Origin of the sequence: Ochrobactrum sp. WV_118_8, assembly GCF_039631535.1 — a bacterium.
Classification (GTDB): Bacteria; Pseudomonadota; Alphaproteobacteria; order Rhizobiales; family Rhizobiaceae; genus Brucella; species Brucella anthropi.
Genome location: NZ_JBDIUZ010000001.1, coordinates 1250121 through 1267390 on the forward strand (window position 1 = coordinate 1250121; position 17270 = coordinate 1267390).

The following is a 17270-nucleotide window of genomic DNA, read 5'->3' on the forward strand; positions in this document are numbered from 1 at the left end:
GGGGCGTCTCACTTTCTACCCATTTGATGGAACGGGAGACACGATATGCAGATTGACTTCGGCGGCGGCAGCGAAATCAGCTTTGAACGCAAGGGAAAAGCGGGGCTTGTGAAGCTTACGCGGACCGAGGCCCTCAATGCGCTCACGCATAAAATGATTCTGGCGCTGGATCGCGCATTGCAGGCCTGGGAAGACGATCCTGAAGTGGCCTGTGTGATTCTCGAAGGCGAAGGGCGCGCATTCTGCGCAGGCGGTGATGTGGTTGCCGCCTACAAGGCCGGTCAGGCCGGAACACCTGCTTACGAATTCTTCCGCGACGAATATCGGCTCAATGCGCGCATTGGCCGGTTTCCAAAACCTTATATCTCGCTGATCAACGGGATCGTCATGGGCGGTGGTGCGGGCATTTCCGTTCACGGTTCGCACCGCATCGTGACGGAAAACACCATGTTTGCCATGCCGGAAACCGGCATCGGCTTCTTCCCGGATGTGGGCGGCAGCGCTTTCCTGCCGCATCTGCACGACAATTTCGGATATTATCTTGCGCTGACCGGCAACCGAATCCGCTGGGGCGATTGCCTGCAGAGCGGGATTGCGACACATGCCGTCGCCGCAAGTGATCTGCAGGATGTGCGGGACGACATCATCGCAACCGCCGACATTGATGCGGCTCTGACGCGCAGCCAGTATCCCGATTTTGAAACCGCTGTTGAAACGCGCCAGATCATTGCGGAATGCTTTTCCGGCGCAACGCTTGCCGATTGCATGGCTTCGCTGGAAAAGGAAGCCGAAGCGGGTAGCAAGGCCGCAATGGACATCGTGAAGGTGATCGCCACGCGTTCACCAACCAGTGTCGCGGTTACTTTCCGCCAGATTGCCGATGGTCGTCCGCTCGATCTCGATGATTGCATGCGCATGGAATACCGCATTGCCAACCGGATGCTGGAAGCGCACGATTTCTATGAAGGCGTTCGCGCATTGCTCATAGACAAGGACGGTGCGCCGAACTGGAAACCCGCAACGCTCGACGAAGTGAAGCCCGAACAGGTCAATGTCTATTTTGCAAATCTGGGTGACAAGGAACTGACCTTGTGGTGAGGATCGGCTGATGCATATGAACGAGCTGCGCCAGCATACCCAGCCGAGCGGAACCGAATGGGCCTTCACATGGTTCGTTCGGATACTCGCCCTTGTGGCCCTGGCAAGTGGTGTTTTCTACTGGATCAGGCTGATCGGTATTCAACCGGGACTTCTATGGCGTTTCGATCTGATGCCGTGGCCCTGGCAGACTGCGGTTGTGGCTCTGGCCGTTCTGATGCCCGTTGCTGCGACAGGTCTGTGGATGCGCGCACCGTGGGGGCCTGTGCTCTGGTTCGTAGCAGCGCTCGGCGAAATCGCCATCTATTCCGTTTTTTCCCGGCATTTCGAATACAAGCCGCTGACAGTTGGGTTCAACGCGGCCTGCATCGTCATTTTTATCGCTTTTCGTATTCTGCTCTTCTTCGAAAAGAGACGGCAGGCCCGTGCGAGCCTGCCGATCTAGCTTCTAGAGCGCTTGCGTACCCTCATAGCGGGCAAAGGGCTTCGTCATCTGGCCTTTGAAAAGCAGAACATCATAGGTATCGGCTTTGCTGCCCGGCATTTCCATGCCCGGCGATCCCATCGGCATGCCGGGTGCAGTCAGCCCCGTTGCCTGCGGACGTTCTGCCAGCAGCCGCTTGACCGCACTGGCAGGAACATGCCCCTCGATGACATATCCATCGACGACTGCCGTGTGGCATGAGGCGAGATTGGCACCAACGCCATACTTTGCCTTTACGGTGTCCATCGTTTCCTCGACTTTAACCGTCACATTGAAGCCAGCAGCTTTCATATGTTCAGCCCAGCCCTCGCAGCAGCCGCAATAGGGATCTTTATACATGGTCATTTGCGGAGCCGCGGTAACCGGTTCAGCATGAGCGAGACTCACAAAGCCGGTAAAGCTTAACAGCCCGCCGACCACGAAATAATGTGCAAGACGAAGCGCCATGGTCCCTCCAATGGATTGTTGATGGCTCGTATTTAGCCACTATCCAGACACTTCTCAAATGACGAAAGTTTAATGTAGCAGGCCTTTCCAACGCCCGGAAAACCGGCATTCTTGCGCTGTAACAATGTATCCGGGCGCGGTCCCGCAAATGGCGCGGAGTAAGCAAACATTAAGCCTGAATGGTCAATCTGTCCGGTAAGTTACTGTTAAGGCTGACTTTTAAGTCGAATTTTATGCATCTCCCCTAAATTCCTCTCAAGACACGGTGAGAAACAATACACCGCATAAAACAGGACAGAGAGCTGCATCATGGTTTCATGGAATGCGGCTCCGACAGAGAGGCAAAAGAAATGATCAACGCACAGCGCAAGACGGACATATCCGCTCCGCTCACGACACCGGAAACCGCACTTCGTTCGCTTTATCTGGAAGCGCTCCAGCTGGTCGAGCGCCTGCATCGCCGCCTGCTCGATGTCGTCAAGGACGAGTTCGACCGCAATGGCCAGAGCGACATCAATGCGACGCAGGCGCTTCTGCTCTTCAACATCGGCAATTCGGAACTGACCGCCGGTGAACTGCGCTCGCGCGGTTACTATCTCGGCTCAAACGTTTCGTACAACCTGAAGAAGCTGGTCGAAATGGGCTTCATTCATCATCAGCGCTCGCGCGTTGACCGTCGTTCGGTGCGCGTCAGCTTGACGGACAAGGGCAATGCTATTGCCGATCAGGTGGCTTCGCTCTACGAACGCCATATCTCCTCGATCGAACAGGTTGGCGGTATTCAGGTCGAAGAATTCACGGCGATGAACAAGTCGCTGCAGCGTCTCGACCGCTTCTGGAATGACAGCATCGCTTACCGGCTCTAAAGAAAGCGGGTCGGTGTTAACTGACTGACTGCTTTGTTGCAGAACTGTCACAACAGGCTGCCATTGAGAAGAATAAGGCGCTGTGAAGCTCCCAATCGTAAGGCGCATGGCTTGAAATTCGGGCCATGCGACATGATTAAGCCATAAAAAACGACATAAGCGTTTTAGAGCGGCACGGGCAATATTGTGCCACCTTCAGTCAGGAATGGGCTCGAAATCGAATTTCGGATGAGCGAGCAGCTTTGCATCGCCTGCAGTCCGGATATCGTCTTGTTGACCTATTGCTGATATTCTCTGGGAAGATCCCGCGCGAGCGGTTAGCCTTTTGGGACTAAGCAAAATGACCAAGACCGACAGACCAGCCGATACTTTAAGAGTAGACCGCCGCAGTTTCCTGCGCGGCGCGGCAACCGCCGGCCTTTCCGTGGCAGCCTCCGCCATGGTTTCCTCGGCTTACGCTCAACAAGCTCTGACCGATGTTATCTCATCGTCGCGTCGCGGCAACTGGGCTGACCAGTTCGATGCCCGCGCGACGGGTGGCCAGCGGGTCGCAACCAACCAGCCGGTTTTGAGCCCGCAGACGGTTGGCAATCTCCAGACCGCTATCGCTCAATATACCGACATTGCCGGTCGCGGTGGCTGGCCGAGCGTTCCGGGTAATACAAAACTCCAGATCGGCGTCACGGATCCGTCCGTTCAGGCACTGCGCAAGCGCCTCATGATTTCTGGCGATCTGCCACAGGAAGCCGGGCTTTCCAGTTCTTTCGACACCTATGTCGATGCTGCCGTGAAGCGCTTCCAGTCCCGTCATGGTCTGCCGGCCGACGGCGTCATGGGACAGTTCACCTATGCGGCCATGAATGTGGACGCGAATACGCGCCTCGGCCAGCTCCAGACCAATCTGCAGCGTCTCTCGCCTCTCGCCAATCAGGGCCTGCAGGAACAGCGTTTCGTGATGGTCAACATCCCGGCTGCGCGTATCGAGGCCGTTGAAGGCGGCAGCGTCATGCAGCGCCATACGGCAGTTGTCGGTAAGATCGACCGCCAGACGCCGATCCTCAATTCGAAGATTCACGAAGTCATTCTCAATCCTTACTGGACTGCGCCGAAGTCGATCATCCAGAAGGACATTATTCCGCTGATGCGGAAGGACCCGCAATATCTGGCGAAGAACAAGATCCGCCTTTACGACCAGTCCGGTCAGGAAGTGGCGCCGGAAAGCATCGACTGGAATACGGACGATGCGGTAAAGCTGATGTTCCGTCAGGATCCGGGCAAGATCAACGCCATGTCCTCGACCAAGATCAACTTCCACAACCAGTACGCCGTTTACATGCACGACACGCCGCAGAAGAGCTATTTCAACAAGCTCATGCGTTTCGACTCGTCGGGCTGCGTCCGCGTCCAGAACGTGCGCGACCTCGATGTGTGGCTGCTGAAGAACACCGCAGGCTGGGATCGTCAGAACATCGAAAGCACGATCAAGTCGGGCACGAACACGCCGATCCAGCTCGCCGATCCGGTTCCGCTGCATTTTGTTTACATTACTGCATGGTCTACCGGCGACGGCGTGGTGCAGTTCCGCGACGACATCTACAAGATGGATGGCGCAACCGAACTCGCTCTTGGCACCGACACCTGATTCTCATCTTGAGTTTGATTTTCCAAAGCCGTCCGGACCCGTTCCGGGCGGCTTTTTAGTTGCAAGGCATTTATCAAATCGGTTTGCCGCATTTTGGAATAAGCTTTTCGCTTTGCGACCATTGGCCTTGTGCATTCAAGTGTGATAATGCGCCTCATCCATATAGCTTTTACCGGCTAACCCGGAGGGTGTGAAACATGTCTCAAGCCAACGCCGCCGCCAAGAACGCGTCGTCCGACGTTTTCTTCAATGCAAGCCTCGAGGACATCGATTCCGAGATTTTCGGAGCAATCCGCAACGAACTCGGTCGTCAGCGCCATGAAATCGAGCTGATTGCCTCGGAAAACATCGTTTCGCGCGCTGTTCTCGAAGCGCAGGGTTCCATCCTCACCAACAAATATGCCGAAGGCTATCCGGGCAAGCGCTATTATGGCGGCTGCCAGTATGTCGACGTCGTGGAAGAACTGGCCATTGAACGCGCCAAGAAGCTCTTTGGCTGCGAATTTGCCAACGTTCAGCCGAACTCGGGCAGCCAGATGAACCAGGCCGTGTTCCTTGCGCTTCTTCAGCCGGGCGACACGTTCATGGGCCTCGACCTCAATTCGGGTGGTCACCTGACCCACGGCTCGCCGGTCAACATGTCCGGCAAGTGGTTCAATGTCGTGTCCTATGGCGTTCGCAAGGATGACCATCTGCTCGATATGGATGAAGTTGCCCGCCTTGCACGCGAGAACAAGCCGAAGCTCATCCTCGCAGGCGGTACTGCTTACTCGCGCGTCTGGGACTGGAAGCGTTTCCGCGAGATCGCCGATGAAGTCGGTGCCTATCTCATGGTCGATATGGCGCATATTGCCGGTCTTGTTGCCGGTGGCGTCCATCCTTCGCCGGTTCCGCATGCGCATGTCTGCACCACGACGACGCACAAGTCGCTTCGCGGTCCACGCGGTGGCATGATCCTCACCAACGACGCCGACATCGCCAAGAAGATCAATTCGGCTGTGTTCCCGGGTCTTCAGGGCGGTCCGCTGATGCACGTCATCGCCGGTAAGGCTGTTGCTTTTGCCGAAGCGCTGAAGCCGGAGTTCAAGCTTTATGCCAAGAACGTCGTCGACAATGCGCGCGCGCTCGCCGAAGAACTGAAGTCCAATGGCCTCGACATCGTCTCGGGTGGCACCGATAACCATCTGATGCTGGTCGATCTGCGTCCGAAGAACGCAACCGGCAAGCGTGCAGAGGCTGCTCTTGGCCGCGCCAACATCACCTGCAACAAGAACGGCATTCCGTTCGACCCTGAAAAGCCGTTCGTCACCTCCGGCGTCCGTCTCGGCACGCCTGCAGGTACGACCCGCGGTTTCGGCGTTACGGAATTCAAGGAGATCGGTTCGCTGATCGCCGAAGTGCTGGATGGTCTGAAGGTTGCCAATTCCGATGAAGGCAATGCCGCTGTCGAACAGGCCGTGAAGGAAAAGGTCATGGCCTTGACCGACCGTTTCCCGATGTATGGCTATCAGGGTTAAGCCTGATTCCATGATTGAGATGAAGCCCCGTTCAACTCTGTTGAGCGGGGCTTTTTCATTGTCGCATCTGGTAGGTAGCTTACCGCTTATGGGCTATGATCGCCGGGAATCGGGTGACGATGGCAAAGCTCTTGAGTTTTTGGCGGGGGTGTCCCCACATATGAGCTGTTCGTCGCCAGTGCTAAAGCTGCCGATATTGAAATTGCCGATATTGAAATCGAAAGTGTTCCATGCGTTGTCCCTATTGCCAGTCTGAAGATACGCAAGTGAAGGATTCTCGCCCGGCGGAAGACGGTGCGGTCATTCGCAGGCGTCGTGTCTGTTCGGTGTGTGGAGGCCGTTTCACGACCTTTGAGCGCGTACAGTTGCGTGACCTGATGGTCGTGAAGAAAAGCGGGCGCCGAGTTCCTTTTGATCGCGACAAGCTTACGCGGTCTATCGAAGTGGCGCTGCGCAAGCGCGACGTCGATAATGACCGGGTGGAACGCGCCATTTCCGGCATTGTCCGCCAGCTTGAAAGTTCGGGTGAGGCGGAGGTGACGTCCGACGAAATCGGGCGGCTGGCCATGGATGCGCTGAAAGGCATCGATGATATCGCCTATATCCGCTTTGCTTCGGTCTATCGCAATTTCAGCAAGGCCGTCGATTTCCACAATGTCATTGATGAACTGACAGTTGCTGAAACCGAGGACGATCTGGACGTTTAGGCATGAGTGGCAGCAAATTTCCGCCTTCGAATGCAACTGCGGATGACGTCCGCTTCATGGAAGCGACGATCCGTTATGCACGGCGTCACGAGGGGCTGACGGGAACCAATCCGTCCGTCGGCACGATCATCGTCAAGGATGGCGTCATCGTCGGACGTGGCGTGACTGCAATTGGCGGCAGGCCTCATGCCGAGCCGCAGGCGCTTGCAGACGCGGGAGAAGCGGCGCGTGGCGCGACGGCTTATGTGACGCTGGAACCCTGTGCGCATCACGGACGCACACCGCCTTGCGCGGAAGCGCTGGTGCGGGCGGGTGTGGCGCGTGTCGTGGTTGCCGCGACCGATCCGGACGAACGGGTCAGCGGAAGAGGCTTTGCCATTCTGCGCGAGGCAGGGATTGAGGTTGTGCCAGGCATTCTTGCCGAACAGGCTGCCGATGATCTTGCGGGCTATCTGAATCGATCTGCGAAGAAGCGCCCGGAAGTGATTCTGAAACTTGCACTTTCTGCCGATGGCATGATCGGCCGTCGGGGCGAGGGACAGCTTGCAATAACGGGGTCGGTTGCGCGCGCCCAGTCGCATATCCTGCGGGCCCAGACCGATATTATCCTGATTGGCATCGAAACCGCCCTGGCCGACGATCCGGTGTTGAACTGCCGCCTGCCGGGGCTGGAACAGCGTTCGCCTGTTCGGGTGGTGCTCGATAGCGGATTGCGTTTGCCGCTTTCCTCGAAACTTGTACAGACCGCTGATGCCCAGCCCTTATGGATCGCCTGTGGTGAAGAAGCGTTGCCGGAGCGGCGCTACGAGTTGCAGGCGGCCGGTTGCCGGATTCTCGCGACCGAAGCTTATGATTGCCGCATCGCTCTGCCCGAACTGATGGACGATCTCGCTGCGCAGGGCATTTCCTCGGTTCTCGTTGAAGGCGGAGCAGGTGTTGCGAAGAGCTTTCTGGACGAGGGGCTGGTGGACCGGCTTGCCATCTTCCGTTCGCCGGTTGAAATCGGCTCAGAATTTGGGGTTGCCGTGGACGGGCTTGAAACCCATATCGCAGACAAGTTCAAAATCTTAAGGCAGGCTCGCTATGGCGACGATGCCTATGCGGAATATGTAAGTGCCAGAATGTAAAAGCCTCAGGTCGCAGCAAAAATGGTGGTTTTCGAGAACCGGAGCGCAGTGTACTTAAGTACATGAGCGCCGGAAGCGCAGGAAACCGCTATTTGCGAGCCAAGACATGGCGAATTTTGGATCAGGCACGAAGGAGACTTGATGTTTACAGGCATTATTACCGATATCGGCAAGGTTGACCGGATCAAGCCGCTGAATGAAGGCGTTCTTCTGCGCATTGAAACTGCCTATGATCCCGAAACGATTGAGCTTGGTGCATCGATTGCCTGTTCAGGCGTCTGCCTCACAGTGGTGGCGCTGCCAGAAAAAGGCACGAATGCCCGCTGGTTCGAGGTCGAGGCATGGGAAGAAGCGCTGCGCCTGACCACAATCTCCAAATGGCAGAGCGGACGGAACATCAATCTGGAACGTTCTCTGAAACTTGGCGACGAAATGGGCGGCCACCTCGTTTCCGGCCATGTCGATGGGCAGGCTGAAATCGTCGAGCGCAAGGAAGAAGGCGATGCAGTGCGCTTCACCCTGCGTGCGCCGGAAGAACTGGCCCCGTTTATCGCCCAGAAGGGTTCGGTCGCTCTCGATGGAACCTCGCTGACGGTTAATGGCGTCAATGGCAACGAGTTCGATGTGCTTCTGATCCGCCACTCGCTTGAAGTCACGACCTGGGGCGAGCGGAAAGCAGGCGACAAGGTGAATATCGAGATCGACCAGCTGGCACGTTACGCAGCAAGGCTTGCGCAATATCAGAAATAGGCTTACAGCCTAAATTCCCAGGCTGTAAAAGCATATCCCGATTTTAAGCGTTGACCGCAATCGTTGCGGTCCGCAAAATTTGTCATGGAGTCTCTCATGTCCAAGCACGAGGCGCATGCGCCGCATTTGCTTATTGTTGAAGCGCGTTTCTACGATGATCTCGCCGACGCGCTTCTGGATGGCGCAAAGGCAGCCTTGGATGAGGCAGGGGCCACCTACGACGTGGTGACGGTGCCTGGCGCGCTGGAAGTTCCGGCGGTCATTTCTTTCGCACTCGATGGTGAAGACAATGGCGGCAAGGAATATGATGGCTTTGTTGCGCTTGGTACGGTTATCCGTGGCGAAACCTATCATTTTGATATCGTGTCCAATGAATCCTGCCGCGCACTCACCGATCTTTCGGTCGAGGAAAGCATCGCCATCGGCAACGGCATTCTGACGGTCGAAAACGAAGAGCAGGCATGGGTACGCGCCCGCCGTGAAGACAAGGACAAGGGCGGTTTTGCCGCCCGCGCTGCGCTGACCATGATCGACCTGCGCAAGAAGTTCGGAGTCTGATCATTATGAATTCTTCTACCGAAGGCCGCCCAACCCCCAATCTCCCACGCACGGCGAACAAGCGCGGTGTTGCCCGTCTTGCTGCAGTCCAGGCGCTTTATCAGATGGATGTTGCCGGAACAGGTGTTCTGGAAGTGGTGGCTGAGTACGAAGCTTTCCGTCTCGGCAAGGAAGTGGATGGCACGCAGTATCTTGATGCCGATCCGCAATGGTTCCGCGCAATCGTGGCTGGTGTCGTCGATGAACAGCTGAAGCTCGATCCGATGATCCATCAGGCGCTGACGGAAGACTGGCCGCTGTCGCGTCTCGATTCGACCCTGCGCGCCATTCTCCGTGCTGGCGCCTGGGAATTGCAGACACGCAAAGACGTGCCGACGGCTGTTATCGTGTCGGAATATGTTGATATCGCCAAGGCTTTCTACACAGAAGACGAGCCGAAGCTGGTCAATGCCGTACTTGATCGCCTGGCATTCGTCATTCGTGGCGAGAGCCGCGGTGTGAAACCGCGCTGATCCGGCTTCCCTGACAATAATCATGAAAGAAGGGCTGTGAGAAATCGCAGCCCTTCTTTCATTGTACGCTGGCAAAGAACGACTTGACGTTTGTTAAACCGTTTCGCATGTTGGGTACGCGGCATTGAGAATGCTGAAATGCAAGGAATCGCGCCAATTGATTGATTTCTCAGGCATGTCGCGCAAAAGTGCGTAGCAGTTTTGCGAGAACGACAGGCCTGAAATCAGAGACATAAAGCGCTGAGAGGGAATCTGAAAGATCGCGATCCGCTTTAGGCGTAAGTTCCAGACGTGAATATACCGAAGAAGCCCGGTATCTTGCATTGGCTTCAGGCACTTCCATGCCGCTCAATCGGGTCCGGGGAGGGGTTTTCGGGCCTAACCTGCGCATGTGCCTGCCGACAATCGCGGCTCGCGGTCTGACGGTAGCCAGCGCGAGCTCAATGGGAGTTGGCCTTTATGCAAATGGGAGTGGCAGTCTTAGTTCTCGTCATTGCCTGCGGCGTGGTTTCCGTTCTTTTCGCCATATGGGCGATCCGTTCGGTTCTTGCAGCCGATCAGGGGACGCAGCGCATGCAGGAAATTGCTGAAGCCATCCGCGAGGGTGCCTCAGCCTATCTCACAAGACAATATTCGACGATTGCCATTGTCGGCGTCGTGGTCTTTCTGGCAGCCTGGTATTTGTTGTCGATCAGTGCCGCAATCGGTTTCCTGATTGGCGCGGTTCTGTCGGGCGTTACCGGCTTTATCGGAATGCACGTTTCGGTTCGCGCCAATGTGCGCACCGCCCAGGCAGCTTCACTCAGCCTCGCCGGAGGGCTTGAGCTGGCCTTCAAGTCAGGGGCCATTACCGGCCTTCTGGTGGCAGGGCTCGCGCTGCTCGGCGTATCCGTTTACTATTTCATTCTCACTGTCTGGCTTGGTTATTCGCCGTCCGACCGCACGGTTATCGATGCGCTGGTGTCGCTCGGCTTCGGTGCTTCGCTGATCTCGATCTTCGCGCGTCTTGGCGGTGGTATCTTCACCAAGGGCGCTGACGTCGGCGGCGATCTTGTCGGCAAGGTCGAGGCCGGTATTCCAGAGGATGATCCGCGCAACCCAGCGACCATTGCGGATAATGTCGGCGACAATGTCGGCGATTGCGCAGGCATGGCTGCCGACCTTTTCGAAACCTACGCGGTGACAGTCGTCGCAACCATGGTTCTCGGCGCAATCTTCTTCAACGGATCGGACATTCTTTCGAGCGTCATGCTCTATCCGCTGATGATCTGCGGCGCCTGTGTCATCACGTCAATCGTGGGCACATTTTTCGTCAAGCTCGGCGTCAATGGCTCCATCATGGGTGCCCTCTATAAGGGGCTGATAGCGACGGGCCTGCTTTCCATCGTTGGTCTTGCTATTGCCAATACGCTGACCGTTGGCTGGGGCGAAATCGGTACTGTGGCTGGTAAAAGCATTACCGGCACCAATCTCTTCATTTGCGGACTGATCGGTCTGATCGTTACCGGTCTGATCGTTGTGATCACAGAATACTATACCGGCACCAACAAACGTCCGGTCAACTCCATCGCGCAGGCCTCGGTAACAGGGCACGGCACGAATGTCATTCAGGGGCTGGCGGTTTCGCTTGAATCCACGGCTCTGCCAGCAATCGTGATTGTCGGCGGTATTATTTCGACCTACCAGCTGGCTGGTCTGTTCGGTACGGCAATCGCCGTCACTGCCATGCTTGGTATTGCCGGGATGATCGTTGCGCTCGATGCCTTCGGTCCGGTCACGGATAATGCGGGTGGCATTGCGGAAATGGCCGGTCTCGACCCGGAAGTCCGCAAGGCCACCGATGCGCTCGATGCCGTTGGCAACACTACCAAGGCCGTCACGAAGGGCTATGCTATCGGTTCGGCAGGGCTTGGCGCACTGGTGCTGTTCGCGGCCTATTCCAACGATCTGGCCTACTTTGCCGCCAACGGACAGACCTATCCTTATTTCGCCGATATGGGGCCGGTTTCCTTCGATCTCTCCAACCCTTATGTGGTTGCGGGGCTGATCTTTGGCGGCCTGATCCCTTATCTGTTCGGTGGCATGGCGATGACCGCCGTGGGCCGGGCCGGAGGCGCGGTCGTGCAGGAAGTGCGCCGCCAGTTCCGTGAAAAGCCAGGCATCATGACCGGCAAGGAGCGCCCGGACTATGCCCGCGCGGTCGATCTTCTGACCAGGGCGGCCATTCGCGAGATGATCATCCCGTCGCTCCTGCCTGTGCTGGCGCCGATTGTGGTCTATTTCGGCGTGCTGCTTATCTCAGGCTCGAAGGCTGCAGCCTTTGCAGCGCTCGGCGCATCGCTTCTGGGCGTTATTGTCAACGGCCTCTTCGTCGCGATTTCCATGACGTCCGGAGGTGGCGCATGGGACAATGCCAAGAAGAGCTTCGAGGACGGGTTTACCGATGCCGACGGCGTGAAGCACCTGAAAGGGTCGGAAGCGCATAAAGCATCGGTGACCGGCGATACGGTTGGTGATCCCTACAAGGATACAGCCGGTCCGGCTGTCAATCCGGCGATCAAGATCACCAACATCGTGGCCCTTCTTCTGTTGGCTGTGTTGGCGCATCTGTCCTGACGGACATGCATTGTGAAAAAAGAAAACCCGCCGTAAAGGCGGGTTTTCTTTTTGTCAGGATATGACCGGATCAGTTGCTGGCACCGCCTGCGGCTCCCGGCAACGATGTCGGGGCCTTGGAAACGCCCTGAATGATCTGACCGAGGAAGGTCTGGTCCTTGCCGCCTGTCGGCGTGGTGCGCGACACGAAGTCGAACAGCTTACCGTCTTTCAGGCCGTAATTGGCGATATGCTCGACCTTGCCGTCCTTGTTGAAATAGATGGCGAGGATCTGCCGCTCGATGATCTTCGGCTTCATGAACTGCGCGGCGCGATAACGCTTCTGCGAAATGTAGTAGAACACTTCATTGTCGAAGGTCGCGGTGGTGGACGGCGTACCGAGCGCCAGAAGCACCTGCTCGCGGCTGGAGCCGACAGGAACCGAATCAAGCGCACCCTGATCGAGTACGTAACCCTCTGTCAGCGTTTCGGACGGATTGAGCGTGGATGCAGTGTTACATCCGGCAAGAGCTACTGCGACGAGAATTGCCGTGCCTGCGAGAAGGGCACGCTGCTTGCGTACGCCAGAGGATGCACTTGGAAAAATTCGCTGCAACAAAGACCTCTCCATACATTCTAAATCAGCGCGGCACTTTCGCCGTCGGGAGAACTTCGGTAAACCACCTTGCTTATTTATGCAACTGGAACGGTCGTACGGACATGATTCTCCAACTATTCCGCCGCAAATCGAAAGCAAACGAGGCAATTATGCTTCGCGTTTACGAGGTGATCGTGGCGGCGGCGCGGCAAAAACGGTTTTATGCACAATTTCAGGTGCCTGATACGCCGCTTGGCCGCTATGAAATGCTTTCGCTGCATATTTTCCTCGCCCTGCATCGGATGAGGGGAGAAAACAAGGCGCTTGCCGATCTGGCACAGGAAATCGCCGACGAGTTTTTCAAGGATGTCGATCATTCGCTGCGCGAACTCGGTATCGGTGACCAGGGTGTCCCGAAGCGCATGAAGAAGCTTGCACGCATGTTCTATGGTCGGGTCGCAGCTTATGGGGAGGCGTTGGATGCAAATGATGCAGACGCGCTGGCTGCCGCACTCACGCGAAATATCCGCCCGGACCTCGAATTCTGGCCGCATGCCCACCATTTAAGTGAATATGTTCTGGGATGCCGTGACCGGCTGCAAAAAATTGCGGACGATGCTTTGGCGGCAGGCGACATTTCCTATATGGATGCGGATCAAATGGACTTTGCGCCAAAAAACAATGCTGAAAAGGCCAATGAGAATGACTGACAAACCGGCGCTCACCTATCCTGTTCCGGTTCTTCACCTGCCGCAAAAGGGCGTGACGGTGAAAATAGGCACGGATGAGAAAGAGCGCGCAGCACTCGCGGCAGCCCATGGGCTAGAGGCTGTAAATGCCTTTGCTGCGGAATTTCTGATTACACCCTGGAAAAAGGACGGCATCCGGGTGCGGGGTCGTATCGATGCGGAAATCGTTCAGTCCTGCATCGTGACGCTGGAGCCGCTGACCAACAGCATTGCCGAAGACGTCGACACGATCTTCGTGCCGGAAAATTCGAGGCTTGCACGGATTGAGCTTGATGAAAGCGGCGAAATGCTGCTCGATGCCGAAGGCGCGGACATTCCGGAAGTTTTTGTCGGCGACAGGATCGATGTCGGCGCAATTGCCGAGGAATTCTTCGATCTCGCCATCGATCCTTATCCTCGCAAGCCGGGTTTGCCGGACGAGAGTGAGTCAAAGGTTTTCGGGGACGACGACGGTGAAGAGAAGCCCGTTTCGCCGTTTGCGAAGCTTTCAGAATGGCAAAAGAAGCCGTAATTCAGAGTGGTTTGACAGAATTTGGTTGTGCGGAAACGCAAAAACACTATTTTCGCCGAAAACCTGTCTGCTGCAAAAAGCAGAGCAGGGGCAGGGATCGCACAGGAACAATCAAGAGTGATCAAAATTTCGATTGACGCGATGGGCGGTGATTTTGGCCCTGAAGTGGTCATCCCCGGCGCAGCGAAGGCGCTTGAGCGCCATCCTGACATCCGTTTCATATTCTTCGGTCTCCCCGCACAGGTGGAGCCCGTGCTGGCACGTTATCCGAAGCTGAAAGCCGCATCCGAGTTCCGCGCGAGCCAGGTTGCCATCAGCATGGATGACAAGCCGAGCCAGGCGCTGCGGGCCGGTCGCGGTAAATCTTCCATGTGGCAGGCCATCGAGGCAGTGAAGACCGGCGACGCCCAGGCGTGTATTTCCGCCGGTAATACCGGTGCATTGATGGCCATGTCCAAATTTTGCCTGCGTATGATGTCGGACGTCGAGCGCCCGGCGATTGCTGGCATCTGGCCGACGCTGCGCGGTGAAAGCATCGTGCTTGACGTTGGAGCCACCATTGGCGCCGATGCGCGCCAGCTCGTCGATTACGCAGTTATGGGGGCTGGTATGGCGCGGGCCCTGTTCGAGGTGCGCAAACCGACCGTCGGGCTCCTGAATGTCGGCACGGAAGAGGTAAAGGGTCTCGACGAGATCAAGGAAGCAGGTCAGATTCTGCGCGACACACCGCTCGACGGACTTGCCTATTCCGGTTTTGTTGAAGGCAATGATATCGGCAAGGGCACGGTGGACGTGGTCGTGACCGAAGGCTTTACCGGCAATATCGCGCTCAAGGCTGCGGAAGGTACGGCCCGCCAGATGGGTGAACTGCTGCGTCAGGCCATGCGCCGGACGCTGCTTGCCAAAATCGGTTATGTTTTCGCCAAGGGTGCGTTTGATCGCCTGCGCGAAAAGATGGATCCGAACAAGGTCAATGGTGGCGTCTTCCTCGGTCTCAGTGGAATCGTCATCAAAAGCCATGGCAGCGCCAATGCAGAAGGCTTCTGCTCGGCAGTGGAAGTCGGCTATGACATGGTGAGAAATCGTCTTCTGGAAAAGATCGAGGCTGATCTGGCGCATTTCCACCACAGTCATCCGCATGTATCGAATGATGGTGGCGAGGCTGCAAAGGCATAATTCCGGCAAAGCCATCCGGAAGACGGAATTGGATAAGATTTGCGGTTGCCGATTATTTTTCGGCGCCGAAGCGGTGAAGTAACTTTTACCGAGTATGTGTAGGGCCAGAATTTTCGACTGCGCGCGTGAATGTTCGTCGCGCCGGTCGCATGTAAGGACAGGAAATAAGAGATGATAAGGTCTGTCGTGCGGGGTATCGGTTCGGCTTTGCCGAAGCGGGTCATGAAGAATACCGATTTCGAAGGTATTATCGAAACCTCCGACGAGTGGATCGTGCAGCGCACGGGTATCCGTGAGCGCCACATTGCAGGCGATGACGAAACCACGGTTTCGCTTGGCACGGCTGCGGCCCGCGCAGCAATCGAGAATGCCGGCTTGCAGCCGACTGATATCGATCTTGTTCTGCTGGCAACCTCGACGCCTAACCATACCTTTCCGGCAAGTGCCGTGGAAATTCAGCGCGAACTGGGAATCACCAAGGGTTTTGCCTTCGATATGCAGGCCGTGTGCAGCGGCTTCATCTATGCCATCACGACGGCTGATCTCTATATTCGCGGCGGCATGGCGAAGCGCGTTCTGGTCATCGGCGCGGAAACCTTCTCGCGTATCCTCGACTGGAATGACCGCACGACCTGCGTTCTGTTTGGCGATGGTGCCGGCGCATTGGTTCTCGAAGCTGCCGAAGGCAACGGGCTGACCTCGGATCGTGGCGTTCTCGCCGCCAATCTGCGCTCGGACGGCAACCACAAGGAAAAACTTTTTGTGGATGGCGGCCCGTCAACGACCCAGACTGTTGGTCACCTGCGCATGGAAGGCCGCGAAGTCTTCAAACATGCAGTCGGCATGATTACGGACGTTATCGAGGCATCTTTCGAGGAAACCGGCCTTACAGCCGAGGATATCGACTGGTTCGTCCCGCATCAGGCCAACAAGCGCATTATCGATGCTTCCGCCAAGAAGCTGAATATCGCTGAAGGCAAGGTTGTCATCACAGTGGATCGCCACGGCAACACGTCTGCGGCGTCGGTTCCACTGGCGCTCGCGACCGCCGTTGCGGACGGCCGCATCAAGAAGGGCGACCTCGTTCTTCTGGAGGCAATGGGTGGCGGATTCACGTGGGGCGCGGTTCTGTTGCGCTGGTAAGCGAAAAATTTGATCTGCCGTGAGGAAACTCGCGGCTTGACCGTTGCGCTTTTATTTGTGTAACGTCCTGTCACGTAAGGATATTATCTGTTCAAACGCTAACCAGGCAGGTTCGGTCATGGGAGGTAAGACGGTCACGCGAGCTGATCTGGCAGAGGCTGTTTACCGGAAGGTAGGCCTTTCCAGAACGGAGTCGGCGGCTCTTGTCGAGATGATTCTCGATGAAGTCTGTGACGCTATCGTCAACGGTGAAACCGTGAAGTTGTCGTCTTTCGCGACATTTCAGGTTCGCGACAAGAACGAGCGCATTGGCCGTAATCCGAAAACAGGCGAGGAGGTTCCAATTCTTCCCCGTCGTGTGATGACTTTCAAAGCTTCCAACGTTCTCAAGCAGCGTATTCTGCAGGAACATCAGAAGCGTGAAACCAAAAGCCAGAAGTAATTGCTAGTGGATTGAATTTGACGTTTGATACTCGTCCGATATAGATCACGTTTCAAACGTCAAACTCGAAAAATCTACTAGATTCATAAAGTTACCAGTGGTCTTTTTGATCTCGACATTTGCTCAGTGCTCATATCCGAGGGATGCAAATGTCGGAATCAGACCATTAGCATGCTGCCCATCGGGCAGCATTTTGTTTCGGCACCATCCTTGTAAAACTGACATCGCTTTTGCGCCCGACTTATGGCCGCGTGCAGGACGGCTGTTTTTTTTGTTGGTTGCAACCGTCATAATAGTCCTTTGCCACGAACTGGCCATGCTGCTTTCGGCTTCGCATGAAGGGATGCT

Annotated in this window: 18 protein-coding genes; 16 read left to right on the forward strand and 2 right to left on the reverse strand. The window is 56.3% G+C overall.

Features of this window, described 5'->3' with window-relative positions; genetic code table 11:
• Positions 1-45 precede the first annotated feature (45 nt).
• On the forward strand, positions 46-1098 hold the full coding sequence (locus ABDF71_RS06005) for an enoyl-CoA hydratase/isomerase family protein (protein ID WP_010661084.1): 1053 nt from the start codon (positions 46-48) through the stop codon (positions 1096-1098).
• A gap of 10 nt (positions 1099-1108) precedes the next feature.
• Positions 1109-1543: a DUF6163 family protein gene (locus ABDF71_RS06010; RefSeq protein WP_012092343.1), complete on the forward strand. Its 435-nt coding sequence runs from the start codon at positions 1109-1111 to the stop codon at positions 1541-1543.
• A 3-nt stretch (positions 1544-1546) separates the two neighbouring features.
• On the opposite strand, the gene ABDF71_RS06015 is transcribed toward ABDF71_RS06010, so the two are convergent.
• On the reverse strand, positions 1547-2029 hold the full coding sequence (locus tag ABDF71_RS06015; RefSeq protein ID WP_043062579.1) for a DUF411 domain-containing protein: 483 nt from the start codon (positions 2027-2029) through the stop codon (positions 1547-1549).
• A 350-nt stretch (positions 2030-2379) separates the two neighbouring features.
• Between ABDF71_RS06015 and ldtR the strand changes: the two genes are divergently transcribed.
• From ldtR to ABDF71_RS06060, 9 genes are all read left to right on the forward strand, one after another.
• Positions 2380-2895 carry a transcriptional regulator LdtR gene (gene ldtR / locus ABDF71_RS06020; protein WP_010661087.1) on the forward strand — a complete coding sequence of 172 codons (516 nt, stop codon included), beginning with the start codon at positions 2380-2382 and terminating at the stop codon, positions 2893-2895.
• 340 nt (positions 2896-3235) lie between these two features.
• A complete protein-coding gene (locus ABDF71_RS06025; RefSeq protein ID WP_010661088.1) occupies positions 3236-4537 on the forward strand; it encodes a L,D-transpeptidase family protein in 1302 nt (433 codons plus the stop codon).
• Positions 4538-4734: 197 nt separating this feature from the next.
• Positions 4735-6054: a serine hydroxymethyltransferase gene (gene glyA / locus ABDF71_RS06030; RefSeq protein ID WP_012092341.1), complete on the forward strand. Its 1320-nt coding sequence runs from the start codon at positions 4735-4737 to the stop codon at positions 6052-6054.
• A gap of 230 nt (positions 6055-6284) precedes the next feature.
• Positions 6285-6761: a transcriptional regulator NrdR gene (nrdR, locus tag ABDF71_RS06035; RefSeq protein ID WP_010661090.1), complete on the forward strand. Its 477-nt coding sequence runs from the start codon at positions 6285-6287 to the stop codon at positions 6759-6761.
• A gap of 2 nt (positions 6762-6763) precedes the next feature.
• The gene (ribD, locus tag ABDF71_RS06040; protein ID WP_500061318.1) at positions 6764-7888 is read left to right on the forward strand and encodes a bifunctional diaminohydroxyphosphoribosylaminopyrimidine deaminase/5-amino-6-(5-phosphoribosylamino)uracil reductase RibD; all 1125 of its coding nucleotides are present in this window, start codon (positions 6764-6766) and stop codon (positions 7886-7888) included.
• 141 nt (positions 7889-8029) lie between these two features.
• Positions 8030-8638 (forward strand): riboflavin synthase, encoded by a 609-nt coding sequence (locus ABDF71_RS06045; RefSeq protein WP_010661092.1) that lies wholly within the window; start codon positions 8030-8032, stop codon positions 8636-8638.
• A 96-nt stretch (positions 8639-8734) separates the two neighbouring features.
• Entirely contained in the window at positions 8735-9196 is a 462-nt protein-coding gene (locus ABDF71_RS06050) for a 6,7-dimethyl-8-ribityllumazine synthase (protein ID WP_010661093.1), read from the forward strand.
• 5 nt (positions 9197-9201) lie between these two features.
• Positions 9202-9708 (forward strand): transcription antitermination factor NusB, encoded by a 507-nt coding sequence (nusB, locus tag ABDF71_RS06055; RefSeq protein ID WP_010661094.1) that lies wholly within the window; start codon positions 9202-9204, stop codon positions 9706-9708.
• Positions 9709-10167: 459 nt separating this feature from the next.
• The gene (locus ABDF71_RS06060) at positions 10168-12324 is read left to right on the forward strand and encodes a sodium-translocating pyrophosphatase (RefSeq protein WP_500061321.1); all 2157 of its coding nucleotides are present in this window, start codon (positions 10168-10170) and stop codon (positions 12322-12324) included.
• Between the two features lie 70 nt (positions 12325-12394).
• Here the strand turns inward: ABDF71_RS06060 and ABDF71_RS06065 are convergent, their stop codons facing one another.
• Positions 12395-12922: an outer membrane protein assembly factor BamE gene (locus ABDF71_RS06065; RefSeq protein WP_500061323.1), complete on the reverse strand. Its 528-nt coding sequence runs from the start codon at positions 12920-12922 to the stop codon at positions 12395-12397.
• Between the two features lie 101 nt (positions 12923-13023).
• On the opposite strand from ABDF71_RS06065, the gene ABDF71_RS06070 reads away from it, so the two are divergent.
• The 5 genes from ABDF71_RS06070 to ABDF71_RS06090 all read left to right on the forward strand — a co-directional run bounded on the left by ABDF71_RS06070 (position 13024) and on the right by ABDF71_RS06090 (position 16922).
• Positions 13024-13611, forward strand: coding sequence for a ubiquinol-cytochrome C chaperone family protein (locus ABDF71_RS06070; RefSeq protein WP_010661098.1), 588 nt, complete (start codon positions 13024-13026; stop codon positions 13609-13611).
• Positions 13604-14161, forward strand: a complete 558-nt coding sequence (locus ABDF71_RS06075) for a YceD family protein (RefSeq protein ID WP_043062573.1) — start codon at positions 13604-13606, stop codon at positions 14159-14161. The genes ABDF71_RS06070 and ABDF71_RS06075 overlap by 8 nt, the downstream gene beginning before the upstream one ends.
• 117 nt (positions 14162-14278) lie before the next feature.
• Positions 14279-15337, forward strand: coding sequence for a phosphate acyltransferase PlsX (plsX, locus tag ABDF71_RS06080; protein ID WP_010661100.1), 1059 nt, complete (start codon positions 14279-14281; stop codon positions 15335-15337).
• Positions 15338-15508: 171 nt separating this feature from the next.
• A complete protein-coding gene (locus ABDF71_RS06085; protein ID WP_010661101.1) occupies positions 15509-16480 on the forward strand; it encodes a beta-ketoacyl-ACP synthase III in 972 nt (323 codons plus the stop codon).
• Between the two features lie 118 nt (positions 16481-16598).
• Positions 16599-16922 carry an integration host factor subunit alpha gene (locus ABDF71_RS06090; RefSeq protein ID WP_010661102.1) on the forward strand — a complete coding sequence of 108 codons (324 nt, stop codon included), beginning with the start codon at positions 16599-16601 and terminating at the stop codon, positions 16920-16922.
• Positions 16923-17270: the final 348 nt, after the last annotated feature.